Source organism: Bacillus sp. 123MFChir2 (genome assembly GCF_000383235.1).
Classification (GTDB): Bacteria; Bacillota; Bacilli; order Bacillales; family Bacillaceae_G; genus Bacillus_A.
On record NZ_KB910944.1, the window covers coordinates 25,141 to 50,559 of the forward strand.

At 38.6% G+C, this 25,419-nt stretch carries 23 protein-coding genes; all 23 read left to right on the top strand.

The genetic code is table 11. The features are described from left to right. Window positions 1-15 precede the first annotated feature (15 nt). A complete protein-coding gene (nuoL, locus tag H280_RS0112425; protein WP_020061454.1) occupies window positions 16-1,881 on the top strand; it encodes an NADH-quinone oxidoreductase subunit L in 1,866 nt (621 codons plus the stop codon). Continuing rightward, window positions 1,878-3,380 carry an NADH-quinone oxidoreductase subunit M gene (locus H280_RS0112430; RefSeq protein ID WP_020061455.1) on the top strand — a complete coding sequence of 501 codons (1,503 nt, stop codon included), beginning with the start codon at window positions 1,878-1,880 and terminating at the stop codon, window positions 3,378-3,380. The genes nuoL and H280_RS0112430 overlap by 4 nt, the downstream gene beginning before the upstream one ends. 7 nt (window positions 3,381-3,387) lie before the next feature. Further along, window positions 3,388-4,908 carry an NADH-quinone oxidoreductase subunit NuoN gene (nuoN, locus tag H280_RS0112435; RefSeq protein WP_028411212.1) on the top strand — a complete coding sequence of 507 codons (1,521 nt, stop codon included), beginning with the start codon at window positions 3,388-3,390 and terminating at the stop codon, window positions 4,906-4,908. Window positions 4,909-5,033: 125 nt separating this feature from the next. Further along, complete coding sequence (locus H280_RS0112440; RefSeq protein ID WP_020061457.1) at window positions 5,034-5,270, top strand: DUF1146 family protein; 237 nt, start codon at window positions 5,034-5,036, stop codon at window positions 5,268-5,270. A gap of 79 nt (window positions 5,271-5,349) precedes the next feature. Next, a complete protein-coding gene (locus H280_RS0112445; RefSeq protein WP_442852823.1) occupies window positions 5,350-6,039 on the top strand; it encodes a YwmB family TATA-box binding protein in 690 nt (229 codons plus the stop codon). Window positions 6,040-6,073: 34 nt separating this feature from the next. After that, window positions 6,074-7,378 (top strand): UDP-N-acetylglucosamine 1-carboxyvinyltransferase, encoded by a 1,305-nt coding sequence (gene murA / locus H280_RS0112450; RefSeq protein ID WP_020061459.1) that lies wholly within the window; start codon window positions 6,074-6,076, stop codon window positions 7,376-7,378. 510 nt (window positions 7,379-7,888) lie between these two features. Then, entirely contained in the window at window positions 7,889-8,911 is a 1,023-nt protein-coding gene (gene spoIID / locus H280_RS0112455) for a stage II sporulation protein D (protein ID WP_020061460.1), read from the top strand. A 208-nt stretch (window positions 8,912-9,119) separates the two neighbouring features. Then, complete coding sequence (locus tag H280_RS0112460; protein WP_020061461.1) at window positions 9,120-10,730, top strand: long-chain fatty acid--CoA ligase; 1,611 nt, start codon at window positions 9,120-9,122, stop codon at window positions 10,728-10,730. A gap of 157 nt (window positions 10,731-10,887) precedes the next feature. After that, window positions 10,888-11,889 carry a LytTR family transcriptional regulator DNA-binding domain-containing protein gene (locus tag H280_RS0112465; protein WP_020061462.1) on the top strand — a complete coding sequence of 334 codons (1,002 nt, stop codon included), beginning with the start codon at window positions 10,888-10,890 and terminating at the stop codon, window positions 11,887-11,889. Window positions 11,890-12,186: 297 nt separating this feature from the next. Then, window positions 12,187-13,029 (top strand): ABC transporter ATP-binding protein, encoded by an 843-nt coding sequence (locus H280_RS0112470; protein WP_020061463.1) that lies wholly within the window; start codon window positions 12,187-12,189, stop codon window positions 13,027-13,029. Beyond that, window positions 13,029-13,736, top strand: coding sequence for an ABC transporter permease (locus H280_RS0112475; protein ID WP_020061464.1), 708 nt, complete (start codon window positions 13,029-13,031; stop codon window positions 13,734-13,736). The genes H280_RS0112470 and H280_RS0112475 overlap by 1 nt, the downstream gene beginning before the upstream one ends. Window positions 13,737-13,898: 162 nt before the next feature. Then, a complete protein-coding gene (locus H280_RS0112480; RefSeq protein ID WP_020061465.1) occupies window positions 13,899-14,951 on the top strand; it encodes a M23 family metallopeptidase in 1,053 nt (350 codons plus the stop codon). A gap of 141 nt (window positions 14,952-15,092) precedes the next feature. Further along, on the top strand, window positions 15,093-15,227 hold the full coding sequence (locus tag H280_RS0112485; protein WP_020061466.1) for a hypothetical protein: 135 nt from the start codon (window positions 15,093-15,095) through the stop codon (window positions 15,225-15,227). Window positions 15,228-15,542: 315 nt separating this feature from the next. Then, complete coding sequence (gene spoIIID / locus H280_RS23580) at window positions 15,543-15,815, top strand: sporulation transcriptional regulator SpoIIID (RefSeq protein WP_020061467.1); 273 nt, start codon at window positions 15,543-15,545, stop codon at window positions 15,813-15,815. A gap of 159 nt (window positions 15,816-15,974) precedes the next feature. After that, window positions 15,975-16,976, top strand: a complete 1,002-nt coding sequence (locus tag H280_RS0112495) for a rod shape-determining protein (protein ID WP_020061468.1) — start codon at window positions 15,975-15,977, stop codon at window positions 16,974-16,976. Window positions 16,977-17,451: 475 nt separating this feature from the next. Continuing rightward, the gene (gene fabZ, locus H280_RS0112500) at window positions 17,452-17,886 is read left to right on the top strand and encodes a 3-hydroxyacyl-ACP dehydratase FabZ (protein WP_020061470.1); all 435 of its coding nucleotides are present in this window, start codon (window positions 17,452-17,454) and stop codon (window positions 17,884-17,886) included. 527 nt (window positions 17,887-18,413) lie between these two features. After that, window positions 18,414-19,091: a CpsD/CapB family tyrosine-protein kinase gene (locus H280_RS0112505; protein ID WP_020061471.1), complete on the top strand. Its 678-nt coding sequence runs from the start codon at window positions 18,414-18,416 to the stop codon at window positions 19,089-19,091. Window positions 19,092-19,374: 283 nt separating this feature from the next. Then, on the top strand, window positions 19,375-20,118 hold the full coding sequence (locus H280_RS0112510) for a YveK family protein (protein ID WP_020061472.1): 744 nt from the start codon (window positions 19,375-19,377) through the stop codon (window positions 20,116-20,118). After that, entirely contained in the window at window positions 20,108-20,812 is a 705-nt protein-coding gene (locus H280_RS0112515) for a CpsD/CapB family tyrosine-protein kinase (protein WP_020061473.1), read from the top strand. The genes H280_RS0112510 and H280_RS0112515 overlap by 11 nt, the downstream gene beginning before the upstream one ends. Before the next feature lie 65 nt (window positions 20,813-20,877). Beyond that, the gene (locus H280_RS0112520; RefSeq protein WP_020061474.1) at window positions 20,878-21,645 is read left to right on the top strand and encodes a tyrosine-protein phosphatase; all 768 of its coding nucleotides are present in this window, start codon (window positions 20,878-20,880) and stop codon (window positions 21,643-21,645) included. 266 nt (window positions 21,646-21,911) lie between these two features. Further along, a complete protein-coding gene (galU, locus tag H280_RS0112525; protein ID WP_020061475.1) occupies window positions 21,912-22,793 on the top strand; it encodes a UTP--glucose-1-phosphate uridylyltransferase GalU in 882 nt (293 codons plus the stop codon). Window positions 22,794-22,927: 134 nt separating this feature from the next. Continuing rightward, complete coding sequence (locus H280_RS0112530) at window positions 22,928-24,736, top strand: polysaccharide biosynthesis protein (protein ID WP_020061476.1); 1,809 nt, start codon at window positions 22,928-22,930, stop codon at window positions 24,734-24,736. A 61-nt stretch (window positions 24,737-24,797) separates the two neighbouring features. Next, the gene (locus H280_RS0112535; RefSeq protein ID WP_196810724.1) at window positions 24,798-25,400 is read left to right on the top strand and encodes a sugar transferase; all 603 of its coding nucleotides are present in this window, start codon (window positions 24,798-24,800) and stop codon (window positions 25,398-25,400) included. Window positions 25,401-25,419 lie beyond the last annotated feature (19 nt).

Consider the following 25,419-nt stretch of genomic DNA (forward strand, 5'->3'; position numbering starts at 1 on the left):
GGAGGGGATTTCGTGATGGGTGAGTATGCATGGCTAATACCGCTTTTCCCGCTTGTGTCTTTCGTTTTACTCGTGATGTTTGGTAAGAAGTTAAAAGAAGGAAGCAGCTGGATTGGCATATTGCTTACTTTTCTTTCATTTGCATCTGCGGTAGTTGTATTAATAGAACGGCTATCATCAGAAACGGTAAAGCAGCAATGGACTTGGCTCCAAATTGGGGATATGAACATTTCTTTTGGTTTTGAAGTCAATGCATTAAACGCATTAATGCTCTTTATTGTCTCACTTGTCAGTTTGCTTGTTCATTTGTATTCGAAAGGATATATGCACGGCGATGAAAGACTTCATATCTTTTATGCATACTTAGGATTGTTTACATTTGCAATGCTTGGGCTCGTCATCTCGACTAACTTATTACAGCTTTATATATTTTGGGAGTTAGTAGGACTCGGTTCTTTCTTATTGATTGGTTTCTATTTCTTTAAAGAAGGAGCAAAGGCGGCTGCGAAAAAAGCGTTTATTATGACGCGTATCGGTGATGCCCTATTGTTTATCGGGATGATTCTATTATTCTGGCAAGTTGGAAGTTTTGATTACGATGTCATTTTTCAAGCCGTACAAGCTGGAGAAATTTCACAGGCGATGATTACATTAACGGCGATTTTAATCTTCGTCGGCGCAATGGGGAAGTCAGGTCAGTTTCCGCTCCATACGTGGCTTCCAGATGCGATGGAAGGTCCGACGCCAGTATCAGCGCTGATCCACGCGGCGACGATGGTCGCTGCTGGGGTATATTTAGTTGCCACGATGTTCCCGCTTTTCGCAGCGAGCGAGGCAGCGATGCAAACTGTTGCAGTTGTTGGCGGTATTACGGCAATTTTTGCAGCATCTATTGGTATTGTGCAAACGGACATTAAACGTGTATTAGCCTACTCTACGGTGAGCCAGCTTGGTTATATGATGCTTGCGCTCGGTTCTGCTGGGTACGTGGCTGGGGTGTTTCATTTAACGACGCACGCTTTCTTTAAGGCGTTATTGTTCTTAGCAGCCGGCAGCGTCATTCATGCGGTGCATACGCAAAACATCGAAGAAATGGGTGGCCTGTTTAAGAAGATGAAAGTGACCGGCATATTGTTTTTAATTGGAACGTTTGCGATTAGCGGTGTTCCGTTATTTTCGGGTTTCTTTAGTAAGGATGAAATTTTAGCGGCGACGTGGGAGCGCGGCAATTACGGTTTATTCTTTCTTGCGGTAATCGCAGCTTTCTTCACCGCTTTCTATATGTTTCGCTTGTACTTCCTTGTCTTCACGGGAGAGGCGCGCGGAGAGCAGAAACATGTGCATGAGTCTCCGAAGGTAATGACAGTGCCAATGATGGTTCTTGGCGTCCTGGCGATTGGGGCTGGCTATGTGAATACACCTTGGTTTGGAACGTTTCTTGGGGATTGGCTTACAAAAGACGCGGCGTTTCAAGTGAGAGAGGCTCATGGCCCGGTCTGGATTATGATTGTGGCAACGTTCGTTTCATTGGCTGGGATTGCTTTAGCATATTTGATCTATGGAAAGCGCACCATTTCAAGGGATTGGCTTGGTGGGAAGAATGCTGCCGTGCACGGCTTGCTAAAGGAGAAGTATTATATTGATGAATTGTATAGCGTAACCGTACTTCCGCTTGTGAAAGGCATTGCATCTGTTCTATATTTCTTTGAAACGCATATTGTGGAAGGAACAATGCAACTTCTTGGCGGTATCGTAAAAGGTGTGAGTACGATTGGTTCGAAACTACAAAACGGACAAGTGCAAATGTACGGCACAGTTACAGCGGTTTGCTTAGCTGCACTCGTGGTGATTCTGTTATTGACAGGGGGGTATGGACAATGAGTTCCTTTCTATTATCTTTCTTCATTTTTTCCCCGCTGCTTTGTATCATCTTGCTGGCATTTGTACCAAAGAAAGAGGAAAGAGCAGCGAGAATTGTTGGCCTGTTTGGAACATTACTTCCGCTCGGATCCGCGCTCTTTATCGCAAGTACATACGCATCAGGAAAAAGTTTAACGATGTTTGCAGAAAAGGTAAAGTGGATTCAATTTGGCAACTTTCCAAGTCTAGAGAAAGAACTGTTTACCATTTATTACGAACTTGGCATTGATGGCTTCTCGCTCGTTATGATGTTTCTTACGGCATTATTGGCGACATTGGCAGCTATTACGGCCTTTTCCGTTACAAAGCATGTAAAAGGTTTCTACATGCTCTTGCTTATGCTTGAAATCGGCATGCTTGGCGTCTTCGCTGCGGAAAACTTGCTACTGTTCTTCGTGTTTTTTGAAATTACACTGCCAGCTATGTTTTTACTTGTTGGGAAATGGGGGAAATTTAGCAGTGAAAAAGCGGCGTACAGCTATTTAATTTATAACGGCATCGGTTCCGCAATCTTGCTTATTGCTTTTTCCGTTTTATTTGCAAGAGCAGGTACAACGAATATTGCTGAGCTGCAAGTCGTTTTAGCAGGAAAAGAAATGACAACGGTTGGTGAACTGTCTAACTCCTTGCAGTTTGGTTTATTTCTAGCGATTATGATTGCATTCATGATTAAACTTCCAGTCTTTCCGCTGCACCGCTGGATGGTGAATGTCCACGTGGAGGCGCACCCAGCGGTAGTTATGCTGCATGCCGGTGTCCTCTTAAAGATTGGAGCATACGGGATTGCCCGTTTTGGAATGGGACTTTTCCCGGAGTACTTTGAAAAATTTGCAATTGTTTTAGGAGTTCTAGGAGCTATTAACTTGCTGTATGGTGCACTCATAGCACTTGTTCAAACAGATTTTCGAAAGGTGCTCGCATATTCTAGTATTTCGCATATGGGAATTGTATTACTCGGTTTAGCCGCGCTGAACGCGGCGGGAGTGAAAGGGGCATTGTTTCAAGTCGTTTCCCATGGCTTAATTGCGGCGCTGTTATTTTTCTTGCTTGGTATAATCGAGCAGCGGTTTTATACTTCTGATATTACAAAGCTTGGCGGCTTAGCGAAGCAAGTGCCGGTGCTTAGCGGATTCTTATTAGCGGGGAGCATGGCCTCGCTCGGACTGCCTGGAATGTCTGGCTTTGTAAGTGAATTTCTCGCATTTCTTGGCTTGTTTCAAGAGCACCAGGTATTAGCAGCGGTCTCGGCAATCGGGATTATTTTAACAGCCGCGTACGTACTTCGAGCGGCGATGCAAGTTATATTTGGAAAAAGCGAGTGCGAAGCGAAGAGCGATCTACACGGATTTGAGTATATTCCAGTGGTGATCTTGCTAGCGTGTATTCTTATGATCGGTATTTTGCCAGATGTACTAGGTGAACCGCTTCGTGACACATTACAGTCGTTAGGGGGTAGATAGAATGGACATGAAAACATTACTAGGCTTATCATGGCATTTGATGACGCCGGAATTTATCTTGCTTGGCGGGGCTATTCTTCTATCACTTCTCGATCTGTTTGCAAAACAAACGTTTCGGCGCCGGAATTTAGCATACGGGGCAATTGGAACGGCTGTGCTCGCACTTGCGCAGCTCGTGACATTATACGGTGCACCGGCTGGAGAGATTTTAGATGGATCGTTTATATTGGACGGATTTTCAAAAGCATTTAAAACGCTCTTATTACTCGGCGGTATTCTTGTATTACTCCTTGCGGTGAGCGATGATGATAAGCAGCCGATTGAAGACATAGGAGAATATTATTACTTATTTTTAACGGCGCTGCTTGGCGCGGTGTTTATGGCATCTAGCAGTGATTTTATTACACTGTTTGTCGGTCTTGAGTTATTGTCATTGTCTTCGTACATTTTAGTCGGTATTCGTAAGAATCATAAAGTTTCGAATGAAGCGGCGATGAAGTATGTCATAAACGGTGGTATTTCTACGGCCATTACGTTGTTTGGAATGAGCTACCTGTACGGACTGACAGGCTCAACAAATATTTTAGATATGCAGCGCTTGTTCGTACAGGGTGTGAGCGGTGATATACAACTTTTGCTGTCGCTTGCGTTTATCCTGCTTTTTGTCGGTTTGTCTTTCAAAATTGCGACTGTTCCATTTCATATGTGGGCACCTGATGTGTACGAAGGAGCGGCAACGCCTGTTACGGCATTCTTAGCAACTGTATCAAAAATTGCTGGGTTTGTAATGATTGTGCGCATTTTCTTAATCATTTTCGGAGCAATTCCTGTGCAAGACGGGGCAGCATCCCTATTTAGTAATATGAGTATCTATCTTGCCGTTCTTGCTGGGATAACGATGATTGTTGGGAATAGCGTTGCTTTAAAGCAATGCAGTATAAAGCGGATGTTTGCATATTCAGGGGTGGCGCATGCTGGGTATTTACTCGTACCGCTTGTTGTAATGTCGCCGTTTCTTATAGATAGCATGTGGTTTTATATGCTTGCTTATGTGCTGATGAATATCGGAGCATTTGCAATTATCCACGGTATAATCTTACAAACGGGACAGGAAAATACGACCGCTTTTGCTGGTTTGTATAAACGATCACCGTTTACGGCGATTATGATGACAATTTTTATTCTGTCACTTGCTGGTATTCCTGGGACAGCCGGATTTATTGGGAAGATTAACATCTTTTTAGGAGCATTTATCGTCCAGCCAGCTCATTACGTGTTAGCCTCAATTATGATGGGGACAACGGTTATCTCCTTCGTTTACTATTTTCGCATTTTGCAGCAAATGTTTTTTCGCCGGGGAGAAAGCGAGGAGCGCATCGTTCTTCCGGTTAACCTAAAAATCGTTGTAGGCCTTTGTGCGATTGCAACAGTTGTACTCGGTGTATTACCAGCCGGCGGTTACAATTTCTTTTATAATTATTTTCCAATGATGAAAGATTTCTTCTTTCTTGGGAACATGGTACAATAGTACAAACTGAAAGTGTAGAGCCTAAACTCTGCACTTTTTGTTTTGGTAAATTTTCGTTTACTACATGAGTAGTAAACAAGGTTCATACGGGCAGCTTCCCGTTAGAGCAGGAGGGTCGATTGGTTATGGCACAAATTTTAGGGCAACAAGCACTCATTGCAATTGTGTCGCATTTACTGTTTATTACCATCACGTGGTGGGCGCTGCAAGGTCTTCATCTAGAGCGATTAATGAAGCCGGGAAAAGTCATGCAAACGAGGGTGCTTCTTATTCTTGTAACGATTGCCATCGGTACATCTGTAAGTAACTTTTTTCTTGATTATTTAGGTTATTCAAAGAGTTTAACGTACCTTGTAAAGTAGAAAAGTACAACGTATAGAACCATCCTTCTCCGTCAACAATGGGGACTAGGAGGGGATGAACGTGAAAAAAATACAAGCCATGATGTTGATTGTCGTGAGTGTAGTTATATTTTTAGTTGGATATCGAGAAATGAAACCTGTGAGCGATCAAGAAAAAATGGAAAGTATGATTGCTGCTTTAGAAAAGAACGGTGCTACTGTTCAGCGTTGGTCTTGGTTAGCAAGGGAAACAAAGACAATTTCCGATATACATACGTTTGAAAAACTATTAAGGCAAGTGAAGGAACGTGCAAATGTAGCAGAATGGGAAATTGAGCAATCTAAAGATGGCTACAAAGCAACTGCGCAAAAAAAATTTTCTTCTCATGAAGAAAGGCTAGTAGTTACGTGGGCAATGGAAAATACTAAAGAAAACACTTTTATTATATATGAAGTGAGCGGGACGAAATGGAACCCTGAACATACAGATAAAACGATTAGAATTTTTGATACAAAACCAAAAATTTATACTTGTATTCAAGGTGCGCTCAGTGATAAGATTGAAGGTGTTTTGCAAGATAAAACCAATGAAGTTTTGAAAGATCTTTCAGCAAGAACGATTGAAAAAATAGAAGAAAGAGCATTTGTGTCAGTCTCCGCATATAATAAAAAGTGGAATGACGCTCTTTCAACAAATAAAGAGAAAATCAATGTGCAAATAGCAATACGTTCTACGAACAACAAGAATACAATTGTGGTTGGCACACCGATCATAACTTCTGAGTATTGAATAGATGTGAAAAAAGGACACGGAGGGGAATAACTTGGAAAAGATCATCGTCCGTGGCGGAAAGCGGTTGAACGGCACAGTGCGCGTAGAGGGCGCAAAAAACGCTGTATTACCTATAATCGCTGCAGCCCTATTAGCGAGTGATGGAAAGAATGTACTATCTGAAGTACCAGAATTATCAGATGTATACACAATTAATGAGGTATTGCGTCATTTGAATGCAGAAGTATTTTTTGCAAACAATGAAGTAACAATTGACGCATCAAAAGAACTAAACATCGAAGCACCATTTGAATATGTACGTAAAATGCGAGCGTCCGTTCTTGTAATGGGGCCGCTTTTAGCACGTAATGGCCGTGCACGTATTGCGCTTCCTGGTGGATGTGCAATCGGTTCACGTCCAATTGACCAACATTTAAAAGGCTTTGAAGCAATGGGAGCAAAAGTAAAAGTTGGTAATGGATTTGTTGAGGCGTATGTAGACGGTAAGTTAACAGGTGCAAAAATTTACTTAGATTTCCCAAGTGTAGGGGCAACAGAAAACATCATGTCTGCTGCTGTATTAGCAGAAGGGACAACAGTTATTGAAAATGTAGCAAAAGAACCAGAAATCGTAGACTTAGCGAACTTCTTAAATGCGATGGGAGCAAAAGTACGTGGTGCTGGAACTGGTACAATTCGTATCGAAGGTGTCGATAAATTATATGGTGCAAACCATTCTATTATTCCTGATCGTGTTGAAGCAGGAACATTTATGGTTGCAGCAGCAATTACAGGCGGAAACGTGTTAATTGAAAATGCTGTACCAGAACATTTACGCTCTATTACAGCGAAAATGGAAGAAATGGGAGTTACGATTATTGAGGAAAACGAAGGTATTCGTATTATCGGTCCTGAGAAGTTAAAAGCGGCTGATATTAAAACGATGCCACACCCAGGATTCCCAACAGACATGCAATCACAAATGATGGCATTATTACTGAAAGCAAATGGCACAAGCATGATTACAGAAACAGTATTCGAAAACCGTTTCATGCATGTGGAAGAGTTCCGTCGTATGAATGCAGATATTAAAATCGAGGGCCGTTCTGTAATTATGAATGGACCAGGTAATCTGCAAGGTGCCGAAGTAGCAGCAACAGACTTACGCGCTGCAGCAGCATTGATCTTAGCTGGTTTAGTATCTGAAGGTCATACACGTGTAACAGAATTAAAACATCTTGACCGCGGATATGTAAACTTCCACGGTAAGTTAGCTGCACTAGGTGCAGATATTGAACGTGTAACTGAACAAGTGGCGGAAGTAGTAGAACAACAAGTATCTGATCTTCACGCTTAATCAAGGTAGCTTCTATGCAAAGGCATGGAAGCTATTTTTTCATGTACTCTTATTGTTATAGTCAAGAAACATAATATTTATGCCTGTTTTGTGGAAGATTCTAAAAATTTGATTTTGTTCCATGTTATATAAATCGCTGTTATGCAGAAGAAATGAGCTTGCTCTCGCTGAAGGCATTGAAAAAGTCATTGCTTTGAAAAATAAGAAGTATTTTATCGATATGCTGAAAATAGAAAGGGCCCATCACTTGTATATAGTATGGCCTCCTCTTGCTTTACTCTTTGTTTGAACTTCGCGCGGGGCAAAAAAGGCTCTGACCGTTACTATGCATCGCCAGTCCCTCTCGCCCATTTAAAAAAATGCTTTTCTGCCTTTTTTCATAAAATAACTAAGTGCTTACGCTAGTTTTTCAATTTGCATTTATATAGAAAGAAGCAAAAGACCGTGTTCTAAATGCTTGTCTTACTCCATAAGAATGAAATGAGTCTAATTTCATAGTGGAGGAAGATCATGAAAACAACAAAGCCCATTATCGTCATCATAACGTTGTTGATAGCGTTAGTGATTATCGTACCAAGCATACTTGTTTTTCCGTTTGGGAAAATGAAAGAAGGAAAGGATCATTCACCTTCTGCTCCTAAGTCCGCACAAGACGTACCGGCTCCCTCAAATGCAAAAACTGATGTGCAAGTATCTGTGTATCGCAGTCAGCAAAAAAAGATTGAAAAGGTTTCAATTGAAGACTATGTTGCCGGCGTTGTTGCGGCAGAAATGCCAGCAAACTTTGAAATGGAAGCATTAAAAGCACAGGCATTAACAGCGCGTACATTCGTTGTAAAGCGTATGTTAAGTGAACAAAAGCTTCAAAATAAAGCGGACGTAACAGATACGGTAGAAAATCAAGTGTACAAAAGTAAAGCGGAGCTAAAAGAACAATGGGGCAAAGAGTATGAAGGAAAAATGAAACGGATTGAAGAAGCGGTAGCAAAGACAGCCGGACAAGTTTTAACATATGAAGGAAATCCGATTACAGCGTCATTTTTCTCGACAAGCAATGGCTATACAGAAAATGCCGCAGACTATTGGGGCAGTGACTACCCGTACTTAAAAAGTGTAAATAGTCCTTGGGATCAACAAGCACCGAAATTTACGAGTGAACAAAAGTTTGCTGTTGCTGACTTTCAAAAACGTCTTGGTGTAAAAGTATTAGCAAATGGGAAGGTTGGCGATATTAAAGATCGTACAGAAGGAAAACGTGTGAAGGAAGTTGACTTTCAAGGGAAAACATTAACAGGGAAAGATGTAAGAGAAAAATTAGGTTTACGTTCCTCCGACTTTATGTGGAAGCAGCAAGGTGATCAAATTGTCATCACAACGAAAGGCTATGGTCACGGCGTCGGAATGAGCCAATACGGTGCAAATGGAATGGCTAAGGAAGGAAAGGTGTATACAGACATTGTGGCTCACTATTATAAAGGTGTGGCAATTGCAACGCTGAATCAATATGAGGGAAAATTGACAGCGAAGAAGTAAAGGCATAGTGCGGCGGCGCTGTGCTTTTTTATGTTGTGCCGAATCGCCGGTAAACGGTGCCCCTGATGCGAATACATCACTTTTGTTATGGGATTATTTGTCATACTTTGTAGAAAAGGAAAGAACGGTTGTTAGTTTTTGCCTAGGTTTGTCGTGTTATAATACAGTTGTATCTATAGGTATACAATGATGATAGGGGGAACGAAAGATGATGATGGATGTACCACTTCTCATTCCGGCAATGCTGGAACGGGCAGAGAAATATTTTTCCAAAAAGGAAGTTGTCTCACGTACAGCATCACGTATTCAAACATTAACATACGGAGAAATCGCAAAGAGGACAAGAAAGCTTGCAAGTATGCTACAGAAAATGGGGATTAGGACAGGGGATAAAGTAGGAACAATTGCCTGGAATCACCATCGCCACTTAGAAGCATATTTTGCAATTCCAGGAATCGGAGCGGTATTACATACGATTAATTTACGGCTTTCCGCAGAACACATTTCCTACATTATTAACCACGCCGAAGATGAAATTATTTTAGTAGATGAAGATATGGTTCCTGTATTAGAAAGTATTCAACACGAAATTCCTCATGTGAAAGCATTTATCATTATGACAGATAACGATGCACTACCTCATACAACACTATCACCAGCATATCACTATGATCAACTCCTTGAAGAAGGCGATGAAACATTTCAATTTATAACAGATTTAGATGAGAAAGCAGATGCCGGTATGTGCTATACTTCCGCAACGACAGGAAAACCGAAAGGCGTCGTGTACACGCACCGTAGTATTGCGCTACATAGCTATACGCTTGGACTTGTAGACGGAGGGGGCATATCAGAAGCAGATACTTGTATGCCTGTTGTTCCGATGTTCCATGTCAACGCGTGGGGACTTCCATTCGCAAGTACATGGTTCGGTACAAAGCTTGTCTTACCAGGGCCGCACTTTACCCCGGAAATTTTAGCGGAGTTAATTGAACGTGAGAAAGTAACGATTACGGCCGGTGTCCCAACCATTTGGATTGGCTTACTACAAGAACTTGAAAAGCATCCATATGATATTAGCAGTGTTCGTACGATATGGTCAGGTGGATCAGCAGCACCAAAAGGTATGGTTCGCACCTATGAAGAAAAATATGAAATTGCGTTCAGACAAATTTACGGCATGACGGAAACAAGTCCGGCTGTTGTCATTAACTGTCCGAAGTCGTATCAACGTGATTTGCCGAAAGAAGAGTATTATGAGTTACGCTCCCGCCAAGGTTATTTACTCCCAGGTCTTGAAATGAAAGTCATCGGTCAAGAGGGTGAAATAAACTGGGACGGTGAAGAAATGGGAGAACTTTGCCTCCGCGGACCATGGATTGCCGGCAGTTATTATCGTGACGAACGCACTGAAGAATCGATGAAAGATGGGTGGCTGCACACAGGCGATATCGTAACAGTCGACCCGGAAGGTTTTATTAAAATTGCTGACCGTACGAAAGACCTGATTAAAAGCGGCGGCGAATGGATCTCTTCCGTTGATTTAGAAAATGCTTTAATGACGCACGAAAAAGTATTAGAAGCATCTGTCGTTGCTGTTCCGCACGAAAAATGGCAAGAGCGCCCTGTTGCGTGTGTCGTTTTAAAAGAAGGAGCAGTGGTCAAGCAAGAAGAGCTATATGATTTATTAGAAAATCAATTTCCAAAATGGTGGATGCCAGATGATATTTTATTTGTCGAAGAAATTCCGAAAACATCTGTCGGAAAGTTTTTGAAGCGAGCACTTCGCGATCAGTTGAAGAGTTATATGGTGAAGTAGAAAGACAAAAGTGGGCTACCTTTATGTGAGGTAGCCTATTTTCATGAAAGGAGTATGTTACGTGTGAATTGCAATCTTCCAATATTGGATGTTTAATCATAAATTTCTATAAAGTGTCTGATATAATGGAACAAAAAACCAACATAGGGGTGAGGGGATGGCGTTGTTAGAACTGAACCAATTAGCAAAGACGAATGTTTTGCCATCTATTCAGTTAAAAATTGAGAATGGACAGTGCGTTGTTCTCCAGTGCAACAATCATATTGGTAAAACGCTGCACCGTATTATTATGGGAGAAGAAGAGGCATCGACGGGGACAGTGTTATTTGATGGACAGCCGCTTGGGAAGCAGTGTTTTTCTCGAATCGGTTTTTGTTTTTTAGCTGATGAGGCGTACGAACGTTTAACGGTAAAAGATTATTTTATTTTTTTGCGAGGATTATATGATAATGGATTATCGGTAGATGAAGTTGTCCAGTTTGTAGGTCTTCTAGATAAGAAAGAGGTACGGATAGGGGAGTTAACCTTTTCTGAAAAACGCCGCCTTCATATTGGGAGAAGTATTATACATAATCCAGAGCTTGTTATTTTGGAAGAACCAGAACAAAACGTAGATATTGAAAGTACGATTATTATTCGAAATGTCATTACAAAGTTAAAAGAACAAGGAAAAGCAATTTTTATTACTTCTGCCTTTCTTTCAGACGCTTTATCTTTAACGGAGGATGTGTATGTGTTACATCCAGATGGCGTGAAAAAAGTGGAAATTGAACAAGAAGAACAGGTAGAAGACGAAAAAGTGATCAATATGATTCCGCAAATGAAATTAGAACGTATCCCGGCAAAAGTAAACGATAAAATCATTTTATTGGATCCGATGGAAATTCAATTTATTGAAACGCAAAATGGTACTACACATATTCATGTGCGTGAAGGTGACTTTATTTGTGCACTTACGTTAAGTGAATTAGAAGAACGTCTAAAAGGATTCGGATTCTTCAGATGTCATCGCTCTTACCTTGTGAATTTACAACGTGTACGAGAAGTGATTACATGGACGCGAAATAGCTATAGTTTAATCCTTGATGATGAACGAAAAACATCCATTCCGCTGTCAAAAGGAAGAATGGATGAATTGAAGGATGTAATTGGACTGTGAATGTATATAAAAACCCCTTTCTTTTTAGGTAGGCGAGAGCATCTGGCTATGCATAGCAGGGATTTACATGTTGAAAATATATGTTGCATTATCCCGAGTATTATTCCACTCGCCTCTTATGGTGTTTCAATGAGCTAAAATTACGCTCCATTCACCGGTAAAAATACTCCTTTTACCGGTATTTTACTGCAAGGGCCCTTTGTTTTTCATATGATTGACTCAAGAAAAGCGAAACGAACAAACGAAATTCGCTGAAGCGAGTTTCAACTATAAATGAAAAACAAAGGGGATGAAGAAATGGCATTGGCAATTGAAATGAAAGATGTGATGAAAACTTTCGATAGTAAAACAGCGCTTCGCAACGTAAATATTGAAGTGAAGCAAGGTGAAATTTTTGGGTTCCTTGGACCGAGCGGATCGGGGAAAACAACAACGGTAAAAATTTTAACGTCTCAGTTGCTTCATAGTGTAGGAACAGTAAAGGTACTAGGAAAAGATATTACAGGTCCAGGAAGTATTGATTATAAACGAATTGGTATTTTAACAGATAACAGCGGTCTATATGAAAGACTTAGCATTTATGATAACTTACTATTATTTTGTGACTTATACGACTGTAAAAAAGAACGAATTGATGAAGTGTTAGCAGAGGTAAACTTATTAGACGATAAAAAAACACAGGTGAAAAAGCTTTCAAAAGGAATGAAACAACGGGTGACATTAGCAAGAGCAATTCTTCACAAGCCAGACATGCTCTTCTTAGATGAACCAACGTCAGCGCTTGATCCAGTGAATGTTCAAAACATTCATAACATCTTAAGGGATTTAAATAAAGAAGGAACGACAATCTTCTTAACGACGCACAATATGGATGAGGCAGAAACACTTTGCGACCGCATTGCGTTCTTATGCGGTGGGGAAATTGTCGCGCTTGATACGCCAGAAAATCTCCGTTTACAATACGCAAAAGACAAAATTGAAGTGGTGTTGAAAGATAAGAAAAAAGAAACAGTGCAAAAAGACGAATTAGGAGCAAAACGTATTTCGGAATGGATGAAAAAAGGTGAATTACTATCGATTCATTCTTATGAGCCGACGCTCGGGGATATTTTTATTGAAGTAACTGGGAGGGGATTATGATGACATTTTCTATGAAGCGGTTTTCGGCGATTGTAAGGAAGGAAATGTATGATGCGGGGAAAAATTCTCAAATTTTGATTATGGCTTTATTTCCAATTATAATGGCCCTGTTCTATGGCAACATGGATACAGATAAGGGTTTTATCGCTAGCTTTACGATTGCAATGGCACTTACAATGATTGGGAGTTTCGTGCAAGCAATTATTATTGCTGAAGAAAAAGAAAAGAATACATTACGCGTTTTAATGCTGTCCCCGGCTAATCCATTAGAGGTTATTTTTGGGAAAAGTGTATTAACGATATTTTTTGTAATAGTATCGAGTTTCATTAGTTTACTCATTTTAGGAGTGTTAAAAGGAAACATTGGGATGTTAATTGTGATTCTTCTAGTAGGTACATTGTTATGTATTATATTAGGTACGATTGTTGGATTGTTATCGCAAAATATCGCGCAGACATCTGTTATCGGTATGCCAATCTTCATATTATTTTCATTTGGGCCGATGCTACAAGCATTTGTAAAAAATGAAGTTGTAATAAAAGCGGTTAGGCTTCTTCCGACAACTCATATTGTAGAGGGTCTGAATAAAGCGTTACATGGAAAGGGCTTCTTTGCCATTCAAGGGCATCTGATTAATAACGCTATTTGGATGGTAGCGCTGATGATAATTTGTATCTTCGTCTACAAAAAGAAACAACTAGACTAAAAAACTGAGCATTTTGGCTCAGTTTTTTCTTTTTTTTATCATTTCCTCGGAAATTTTGTAATTCCGATGCATATTTTTACAAATTTTGTCGAAAAGTAATCAGTTATAGATTGTATAGGATGGATGAATCTTGTTCAAAATGATTGCTGAGGTGATGATAGAATGAGAGAGAGGGAAAACAAGAAGTCTTCTCGAAAAGTAGTCCATTTGTTTCAAAAGCGTTGGGTATTCCCGACACTATACATTGTGTGTGCAGCAGTCATTTTAACGGTTGCACTATGGTATCAAGCAACGAATACGAAAAAGATGCCTGACAAAAATGAAGCAACGCAGCAAAGTCAAGGTGAAAATCCAACAATGCCAGTAATCAAGTCTTCAGAAGTTGTGAAGATGCCAACTGCAAGTGGCACAGAAGTTGTTGTAAAGAAGAAGTTTTACGAAGATAAAGCAGCAGCTGAGGAGCAAGAACAAGCACTTGTTTTTTATAACAACACATACTCTGCGAATACAGGAATCGATATAGCAGCGAAAAATGAAAAAGAATTTGATGTAACAGCGGCATTAAGCGGGACAGTTACAAAAGCGGAAAAAGATCCACTTCTTGGCTATGTTGTAACAGTTGACAGCGGTAATGGTATTACAACGTTTTACCAAAGCTTAGGAAACACAAAAGTGGAAAAAGGCGCGAAAATTAATCAAGGTGAAGTGTTAGGGAAAGCAGGATTAAGCGAAGTGAATAAAGATGCAGGATATCATGTTCATTTCGAAGTTCGTAAAGATAATGTTGCTGTAAACCCAGAGAGCTTCTTTAATAAGTCTGTTGCGGATATTAAAGCTGAAAAGCAAGAAAAGAAAAAAGAAGAAAAATCAACAAACGGCTCAGCTAATGATAAGCAAAAAGAAGAAAAATCAACAAACGGTCAGGCTGATGATAAGCAAAAAGAAGAGAAATCAACAAATGGCTCAGCTGATGATAAGCAAAAAGAAGAGAAATCAACAAACGGTCAGGCTGATGATAAGCAAAAAGAAGAGAAATCAACAAACGGTCAGGCTGATGATAAGCAAAAAGAAGAGAAATCGACAAACGGCTCAGCTGGCGATAAGCAAAAAGAAGAAAAATCAACAAACAGCTCAGCTGATGACAAGAAAAAAGAAGAGAAGTCAACAAATGGTCAGGCTGAGAACGAAACGACATCTTCTGAACAAGCTGAATAATGTACAAAACCATCAACTCTCGATACGAGAATTGATGGTTTTATTTTTATATAAAAATAAAATATTTTTAAAAACCTTGTAACGGCAAGGAAATTGGACAGAATTCTCGAATATATATATTACTAAAAGGAGGGGATTGTTTTGTCTTTATTATTTGTTGTGTCAATTGCAATTATTTTATTATTTGTTTTGTTTTCCTTATATTATTTGATTACGAGCAAGCGAGAGGTCCCCCGTCAAAGCCTTTTGGAAGAAGAATTTGATCGAGAGGAATGACGCTTTTTAGAAGGCGTCATTTTTTTGCCTTTTCAAAGAAAAAACTTTCATTTTTCACCGATTTCTCAAAAAAAATGTAATTTTTGTCACTGTAGTCCGCAAAAATAGAGAACTTGTAGCATATAAATACAATGCGGGCAATACAATGGTTATAAACCAAAGCAAAGAGAGTGTTTGAGGTGAGAAATCGTGGATCATTTTATTATAAATCCTAGAAAGTATAACGCTTACAAACGGCACTCGGACCTACAGCTTAGTCACATGCAGCGAGTCTCATTTCACCCTTCTCACATCCAATTTAGGGAGGCGAGTGGTGTGCACGATTACATCAAAGAGAGAACAATCAAGATTGGCAAGTATATCGTGGAGACAAGAAAAACAGTTCGTGTTATTGCGAAGGAATTTGGTGTATCAAAAAGTACTGTGCATAAAGATTTAACAGAACGTTTACCAGAAATTAATCCAGAGCTCGCAAATGAAGTAAAGGAAATTCTTGATTATCATAAGTCAATTCGTCATCTCCGGGGCGGCGAAGCGACGAAACAGAAGTATCAAAAAGAGGATACAGAAAAAATCGTGCGTCAATAATCTGACATGAAGCAAACATTCCAAAGAAAAGTAACTTTTTTTTCAGCATAATTCATTTCTTCAATATTACGTTTCAGAAAAGAATATGATAAAATTAGGAATTAGGTGTAAAGAATTCGGGTTTAACCTGATTTAGATATTGAGGAGGAAGACACAGGAATGTTTGCGAGAGATATCGGAATTGACCTAGGCACGGCCAACGTATTAATTCATGTAAAAGGTAAAGGAATTGTATTAAATGAACCGTCTGTTGTGGCAATTGACCGCAACACAGGAAAAGTATTAGCGGTAGGGGAAGAAGCAAGACGTATGGTAGGGCGTACACCTGGAAACATTGTAGCGATTCGTCCGCTTAAAGATGGTGTAATTGCTGACTTCGAAATTACAGAAGCGATGTTAAAACATTTCATCAACAAACTTGACGTAAAAGGCTTTTTATCAAAACCTCGCATTTTAATTTGCTGTCCAACAAACATCACGTCTGTAGAACAAAAAGCAATCCGTGAAGCTGCTGAAAGATCTGGCGGTAAGAAAGTATACTTAGAAGAAGAACCAAAAGTAGCTGCTGTTGGTGCTGGTATGGAAATCTTCCAACCAAGCGGAAATATGGTTGTGGATATTGGCGGAGGTACAACAGATATTGCAGTACTTTCTATGGGCGATATCGTTACCTCCTCTTCCATTAAAATGGCGGGCGATAAGTTTGATATGGAGATCTTAAACTATATTAAACGTAAGTATAAGCTATTAATTGGAGAACGTACATCAGAAGATATTAAAATTAAAGTAGGTACAGTGTTCCCAGGTGCACGTAGTGAAGAACTTGAAATTCGCGGTCGTGACATGGTAACAGGTTTGCCTCGCACAATTACAGTATGCTCTGAAGAAATTACAGAGGCACTAAAAGAAAACGCAGCTGTTATTGTACAAGCTGCAAAAGGTGTATTAGAACGTACACCGCCTGAATTATCTGCTGATATTATTGACCGCGGTGTTATTTTAACAGGTGGCGGTGCATTATTGCACGGTATTGACATGCTTCTTGCAGAAGAGTTGAAAGTACCTGTATTAATTGCGGAAAATCCAATGCATTGCGTAGCAGTTGGAACAGGTATCATGCTTGAGAACATTGATAAATTACCGCGACGCGCTCTTCGATAGGAACGTACTGGAATCAGTGGAAATGAAAAAAACGTTAGGTATACATCCTAACGTTTTTTTAAATCACAATATCAATTTATTTATTTTTAAAAATATAACGTTTTTACAAAAAATAAAGAAAAATGAAGAAAAAAAGAGAAAAATAGATTATTATGGGGAAAAATGTTGAAATTTGTCGTTTCCATCTCGTATATAAATATATTATAATGAAATCGAATACGACAAATGAGGTGAATATGCCTTTGGTATATTGACTTCCCCTAACTTGGGCATATACTTTTTCTATCTCCGTGTGAACTGTATTTATACTTGTTATACCAAAAATTGTACAGAAGAAAGAGTATATGCATTTTTTTAAAAATGACACGAAGCAGATATTTCTGCTTCGTTTTTTTGTAATGACAAATAATAAACAAAGTGGGATAATATATATAACCTAGTACTAAGACTAATGTCTAAAAAGGAGCGAAATGTGATGTTAAACATAGAGCAAATTAAAGAAATTATCCCGCATCGCTATCCATTTCTACTTGTTGACCAAGTTCTTGAAGTAGAAGAAGGAAAACGTGCGGTAGGGATTAAAAACGTATCTGCAAATGAAGAATACTTTAACGGTCATTTCCCTGACTACGCAGTAATGCCTGGTGTGCTTATTGTAGAAGCATTAGCACAAGTCGGTGCAATCGCTGTTTTAAAGAAAGAAGAAAACCGCGGCCGTCTTGCTTTCTTTGCTGGCATTGACAATTGTCGCTTTAAAAGACAAGTACGCCCAGGTGATCAGCTTCGCTTAGAAGTAGAAATGACACGTGTACGCGGTCCGATTGGCAAAGGAAAAGCAGTCGCAACTGTAAATGGTGAAATTGCATGTGAAGCGGAAATTACATTTGCGCTTGGAGATAAGAAAGAGTAAACCGTCATGATGATGACGGTTTTTTTATTTATTTGTAACTACTCCGTTACTTTATGAAAAAGGCAGAAAAGCATTTTTTTCATGGGCGAGAGGGACTGGCGATGCATAGAGCGGTCAGGGCCTTTTCCGTCCACGTGCAAGGTTTGAAAACAAAAGTAGACAATCCGTACAGGTCCCTGCCGTGTTTGCATGACAGCAGTCTATATGCCGAAAAATGAATTTACAAGTAATAGAGAGGCACATCTTCACTAGAATCATCCCCTTTTCTAAATCTCAAAAAGGTATAGGTAGTTACATTTATTCCAAATAGGTTTACAGCATTTGTATATTCCAAATTTACAGTATATGTAAAAAAACATTTTCAATATAAGTGAAATACTGTATGATTTTCTATGTGGTATTTTTTAGGGGGTTTTAATTTCTTGTATTAGAAAGCGTATAATCTCACGCCTTTTAAGAATCTAGCCTGTACTGCTGGCTAGTAGTCACTTATAAAGGTTTCACTTTATATAAGGAGGATGTCGTCTATGTTTTTTCGTAAAAGTATGCAATCGAAGCGAAAACTCATTGCATACGAAAAACCGCAATCGGTTCTTGCTGAACAATATCGTAATATTCGAACGAACATACAATTTGCTTCTGTTGATCAAAAGATTCGTTCTCTTGTCGTGACGTCGGCAAATCCAGGAGAAGGAAAAACAACGACGACTGCCAATCTTGCTGTTACCTTTGCGCAACAAGGAGAAAAAATCTTGCTTGTCGATGCGGACTTGCGAAAACCAGTTCTTCATCAGCTACTTCAAGTTGATACCGTTTGGGGATTAACGAATGTATTATCGAGGCAGCGGACACTGCAGGAATGCATTGTAAAAACGGATGTAGAAAACGTACATCTGTTAGCATGTGGACCTATCCCGCCGAATCCAGCAGAATTACTAAGCTCAGAGATGATGGGGGAGTTATTGAAAGAAGCAGAGAAGCACTATGATCTCATTATTTTCGATACACCACCAGTTCTTGCTGTTACAGATGCTCAAGTTGTTGCAAATCAATGTCAAGGTACGATACTCGTACTATACAGCGGAAAAACGGAAAAAGAGCAAGCACTAAAAGCGAAAAATGTATTACACAATACAAACACAACATTACTCGGTGTTGTGCTAAATGGGAAACCACAGTCCGAACATACATATGGGTATTATTAATTAAAAAAAATAAAAAACCTAAGGGAAATTTGTTGACTCTTAGGTTTTTTATATATATAAATGTTTTAGATGTATAAAAATACACGATTATTGATTTGGTGTTTTTAGTAAATTAACGACAGGCTGTTGTCATATTTAGTTGTATTATGTAATATTAAATTAGGTTTTTTAAAAAAATGAATATAAGTACTATGAATAGCTAGTGAAATCAGGTTTTGTAAAAACCTTACATTTTTTATGCTATACTTTTTGTTATGTAAAATTATGAGAGCTGGGGGAGCTTATGGAAGAAACGATTAGTTTAAAAGAGTTATTTCAAGTTTTACGAAAACGCTTCGCGATGATTCTTACGATTACATTTGGAGCAGCAATCATTAGTGCGATTGTGAGCTTTTTCTTTATGACACCAATCTATCAATCTTCAACGCAGATTCTTGTTAACCAAAAGAAGCAAGAAGGAGCAATGATTCAAGCTGGTGAAGTTCAGACAAACATTCAATTGACTAATACATATAAGGTCATTATTAAAAGTCCTGTTATTTTAGATCAAGTGAAGGAAAAGTTGGGTTTAAATATAACAACGCAAGAATTAAATAATAAGGTTGAAGTTGTGAATGAGAAAGATTCGCAAGTGGTAACGGTAAAGGCACAAGATAAAGATCCAAAAGTAGCCCGTGATATTGCCAACGCAACAGCAGAAATATTCAAGGTTGAAGTTGCCAAAATTATGAGTGTAGATAACGTAACTATTTTATCAAAAGCAGAGTTAGTAGAGCATCAAGCTCCAATTAAGCCGCAGCCAACGTTGAATATTATGCTGGCGCTTGTTGTAGGGTTAGTGTCATCTGTTGGATTAGCATTCTTACTAGAATATTTAGATAACACTGTAAAGAAAGAAGAAGATGTAGAAAAATTATTGGGATTACCAGTTCTCGGTATCGTTGCGCGTATGGATGAAGAAGAAGTAGGAAACAAATCACGTGCAGCGTCAGCGAAGAAAGTGAGGGGACAAACAATTGGTTCTTAAAGGCTTATTTAAGAAAAAGAAAAATTATCGTCAACGCCGTCAATTAATTGCATATGACCAGCCAAAATCACCAATTTCTGAGCAATATCGAAACATTCGTACAAATATTGAATTTGCCTCAGTAGATCGAAAAATTCATTCCTTAATGGTGACGTCTGCGAATCCAAGTGAAGGGAAAACGACGACAACATCAAATATTGCTGTTGTATTTGCCCAGCAAGGAAAGCGTGTCCTACTTGTCGATGCAGACTTACGAAAACCAGCAACGCACCAAATGTTTCAAGTTGACAACATTTTTGGTTTAACAAATGTTTTAACAGCTGGTGAACGATTAGAAAGATGCATTCAAAAAACAGCAGTAGATAAATTAGATTTTCTTTCATCTGGTCCAATTCCGCCAAATCCTGCAGAATTGCTTGGATCAAAGGCGATGAAAGAACTGCTTAGTCAAACTTACAGCTTATATGATCTAGTAATCTTTGACTTGCCGCCAATCTTACCAGTAACGGATGCACAAATTATGGCAAGCCAATGTGATGCATCTGTACTTGTTGTACGTAGTGAACAAACAGAAAAAGAAGCAGCAGTAAAGGCAAAAACATTATTAGAATCCGCAAAAGGTAAATTACTAGGTGTTGTTCTAAACGATCGTGAACGTGAACAGAGCCTATATTACTACTACGGTGCAAACTAAAGAGATGTGCGCATGGCGCACTTCTCTTTCATCTTGAAAATACATAAGAAAAGAGGGTGAGCACAATGATTGATTTACATTGTCACATTTTGCCTAGTATCGATGACGGGGCCGGGACGTTAACGGATAGTCTCGCGATGGCACAAAAAGCAGCGGCAGAAGGTATTCACACAATCGTCGCAACTCCGCATCATCAAAACGGTAAATATATAAATGAGCGTGCAGAGATTCTTCATCAAGTAAAACAATTAAATGAAGCGCTCCAAGAACATGATATTCCTCTAATTGTATTACCAGGTCAAGAAGTTCGTTTATACGGGGACTTATTAGCAGATTATGAAGCTGGTAAAATTCTCACATTAAATGAAACGAATAAATATATACTAATCGAATTTCCATCCAATCACGTACCGCGTTATGCTGAACAAATGTTATATGAATTACGAGTAAAGGGTATGATTCCTATTATTGTTCACCCTGAACGCAATGCCGAGTTAATCGAGCGGCCAGATAAGTTATATAACCTCGTAAATAAAGGTGCGTTAACACAGGTAACAGCTGGGAGCTTACTTGGGAACTTCGGTAAGAAAATTAAAAAGTTCTCCATGCAGCTTGTTGAACATAACTTAACGCATATGATCGCGTCAGACGCGCATAACACAACGACAAGAGCATTTCATTTACAAGCTGGTTATGACGTTATCGAAAATGAATTTAGCGCAAATACGCTCATGGAATTTAAGGAAAATCCATATTTGTTGATAAGTGGTAAAACGGTCTATAAAGAGGATCCACAACAAATTCGCCGTAAAAAAATATTTGGTATTTTTTAAGGTAAACAATGGTGATGTCTCCTGACCGTTATCAACGGAGGCACTCGGTTGTGCTGTGGGTAGAAATTATATTTCAACCTACCTTAGACGCTTGTCGTCGGGAGCATGGCGTGAGGATGGGTTAGATGCCCAATATAATTTATAAAAACTCTAGCTATGGAGTTGTGTAGAAGGACACTGTAGCTAGGGTTTTTATTATTTTAAAATCTCTATAAATAGATATATATAATATAAAGAGTGGTAAAATGTAGTTAGGGGGATTTGTTATGAAACAAGTAAGAAAAGCAATTATTCCAGCAGCTGGACTGGGAACAAGATTTTTACCAGCAACGAAGGCAATGCCAAAGGAAATGTTACCAATTGTAGACAAGCCGACAATTCAATACATCGTAGAAGAAGCAATTGAATCTGGCATTGAAGACATCATTATCGTAACAGGAAAAGGAAAACGTGCAATTGAAGATCATTTTGATCACTCCTTTGAACTGGAAGAAAACTTATTATCAAAAGGTAAATATGAAATATTAGAAAAAGTACAAGAGTCTTCGAAGATTAACATTCATTACATACGTCAAAAAGAACCAAAAGGGTTAGGGCACGCAGTATGGTGTGCGCGTAAATTTATCGGAAACGAACCATTTGCGGTATTACTTGGTGACGACATTGTACAAGCAGAAACACCGTGCTTACGTCAGTTAATAAATGAATGCGAAGTAACAAGCGCTTCTGTCATTGGCGTTCAAACAGTACCAGACAGCGAAACACACCGCTATGGCATTGTCGATCCAACTATGCAAAATGGCCGCCGTTACCAAGTGCGTAAATTTGTAGAAAAACCAGCACAAGGAACAGCGCCGTCCAACTTAGCAATTATGGGTCGTTACGTATTAACACCAGAAATCTTCATGTTCTTAGAAGATCAGCAAACAGGTGCAGGCGGAGAAATTCAATTAACGGATGCAATTGGGCGTTTAAATGAAATTCAAAGAGTGTTTGCTTATGACTTTGAAGGAACACGCTATGATGTTGGAGAGAAGTTTGGTTTTATTAAAACGACAATCGAAATGGCACTTCAGCATGATGAATTAAAAGACGAGTTGATGAAGTATATGAATGAATTGGTACAGAAAGAGAATGTGCAATTATAAAAAGAAAGGTGTTTTATGTCGCTAGTAATATGTACATTGCATAGGGAAAATGAACAATCTAGCTGTCTATTTTTGAAATGAAAAGGAAGAGTTAGAACTTTCATTTAAACAACGTAAAGAAAGGAACATGTATATTGAGTTATCCAAAACGGCTCTCATTGTTAGTTTTCTTAGATTCATTTATTGTTTTAACTGCCGTGTACTTAAGTTATTGGTTTATACATCCGAATGCATTAAGCGATATTCCTATTACAGTAATCATTAGCTCGATTACATTACTTTGTAGCCATCATATTTTTGCATCTATTTATAAGTTGTATAAAAAAGCTTGGGAGTATGCAAGTATTGGAGAGTTAAAGCAAATCTTTAAAGCAGTTACTTTTTCTATTCTAGTAACTGCAATTGTTCAACAAATTATAAACCACGATATTTATGTGCGTATTTTAGCAATTGCTTGGATGCTACATCTATTGTTAATTGGTGGTTCACGCTTTGTTTGGCGTTTGTTCCGGGATACTTATATTACTCAAAATACAAATCAAACAAGAACACTTATTGTTGGTGCGGGTGCAGCAGGAACAATGGTTGTAAGGCAGTTGCACCAAAACAAAGAGGCTGATTTACATCCAGTTGCATTTGTGGATGATGATAAAAATAAACAGAGATTAGAAATTTATAATGTACCGGTGGTAGGTTCAACAAAGAATATTAAAGAGATAGTAGAACAATATAAAATTGAACAGATTATAATTGCTATTCCTTCTTTGAGCCGTAAACAGATCAATAAAATTTTTCAAGAGTGCGCAAAAACAAATGCAAAAACTCAAATTGTACCGATGCTCGAGAGTATTTTAGAAGGAAAAGTCTCTGTAAATGAATTTCGTGATGTACAAGTGGAGGATCTACTTGGCCGTGAGCCGGTTAAATTAGATGATGCTGGAATAGCAGAAACAATTACTGGCCGTACAATTCTTGTAACGGGCGCAGGAGGATCTATTGGGTCTGAAATTTGCCGTCAAGTTATGAAGTATAGTCCTGAAAAGATTGTCTTACTTGGACATGGTGAGAATAGCATTTATGGTATTGAAATGGAATTAAGAGAGATTTACAAGAATCGAATTGAGATTGTAGCAGAAATTGCAGATGTTCAGGATAGAAATAAAATATTTTCTATCATGGATAAGTATCGTCCGTATATTGTATATCATGCAGCTGCACATAAGCATGTGCCTTTAATGGAACACAATCCTGAAGAGGCCGTAAAAAATAATATTTTTGGTACTAAAAATGTAGCAGAAGCAGCTGATACGTTTAAAGTAAATACATTTGTCATGATTTCTAGTGATAAAGCGGTAAATCCTCCGAATGTCATGGGGGCAACAAAACGTTTTGCGGAAATGATTATACAGCACATGGCGGCAGTTAGTAGCACACGCTTTGTTGCCGTTAGGTTTGGGAATGTACTTGGGAGTAGAGGAAGTGTAATACCGTTATTTAAGAAACAAATTCAAAAAGGTGGACCTGTAACAGTGACCCATCCTGATATGACTCGTTATTTTATGACAATACCGGAAGCCTCAAGATTAGTTATTCAAGCCGGTACTTTAGCTAAAGGTGGAGAATTATTTGTGCTTGATATGGGAGAACCGGTAAAGATTGTTGATTTAGCGAAGAACCTTATTAACCTTTCGGGTTATTCTATTGAAGAAATTGGAATTGAGTTTACTGGTTTGAGACCGGGAGAAAAGATGTATGAAGAATTATTAAATGAAGGTGAAGTTCATCCGGAGCAGATATTTCCTAAGATTCATGTAGGGAAAGCGGTTTTAATGGATAAGGATATTTTACAGCAATTTATGAATGATTTTGAACAGATGAGTAAAGAGAGTATAAGAGAGAGATTGCTGGCAATTGCTAATAATAAAGTTTTAATTAAAAACTAATTAAGTGTTAAAAGTAACCTAAAAAACCTATGTTGGTAGAATTGGGGTGGTAATAAAAGTGATGTATAAAATGTATGTGAAACAAGGAATAGATTTTATTTTATCAATAGTAGGATTAGTATTGTTATCGCCAGTATTTTTACTATTAATTTTATGTATAAAGCTTGATTCAAAAGGTCCTGTATTATTTAAACAACGCCGGATCGGCAAAGATAAACAGGAATTTTACATTTTAAAATTTAGGACAATGAGAATCGATACACCAAAAGACATGCCTACGCACCTTTTGGAAAATCCAGAAGCCTATATTACAAAGGTCGGTAAGTTTTTGCGTAAGACAAGCTTAGATGAACTTCCGCAAATTATCAATATTATTAAAGGCGAAATGAGCATAATTGGTCCGAGGCCTGCACTTTGGAATCAATATGATTTGATAGAAGAACGTGACAAATATGGTGCAAATGATGTTTCACCAGGTCTTACAGGGTGGGCACAAATCAATGGTCGAGATGAATTGCCAATTGATATAAAAGCAGAACTTGATGGAGAATATGTTAAGAGAATGAGCTTTATTTTTGATGTTCAGGTGTTTTTTAAGACAATATTCAGTGTAGTTAGAAGTGAAGGGGTTAAAGAGGGGAAAAATCAAAAAAAAATCTCCTAATTTAGTGAGATTGAGAGTT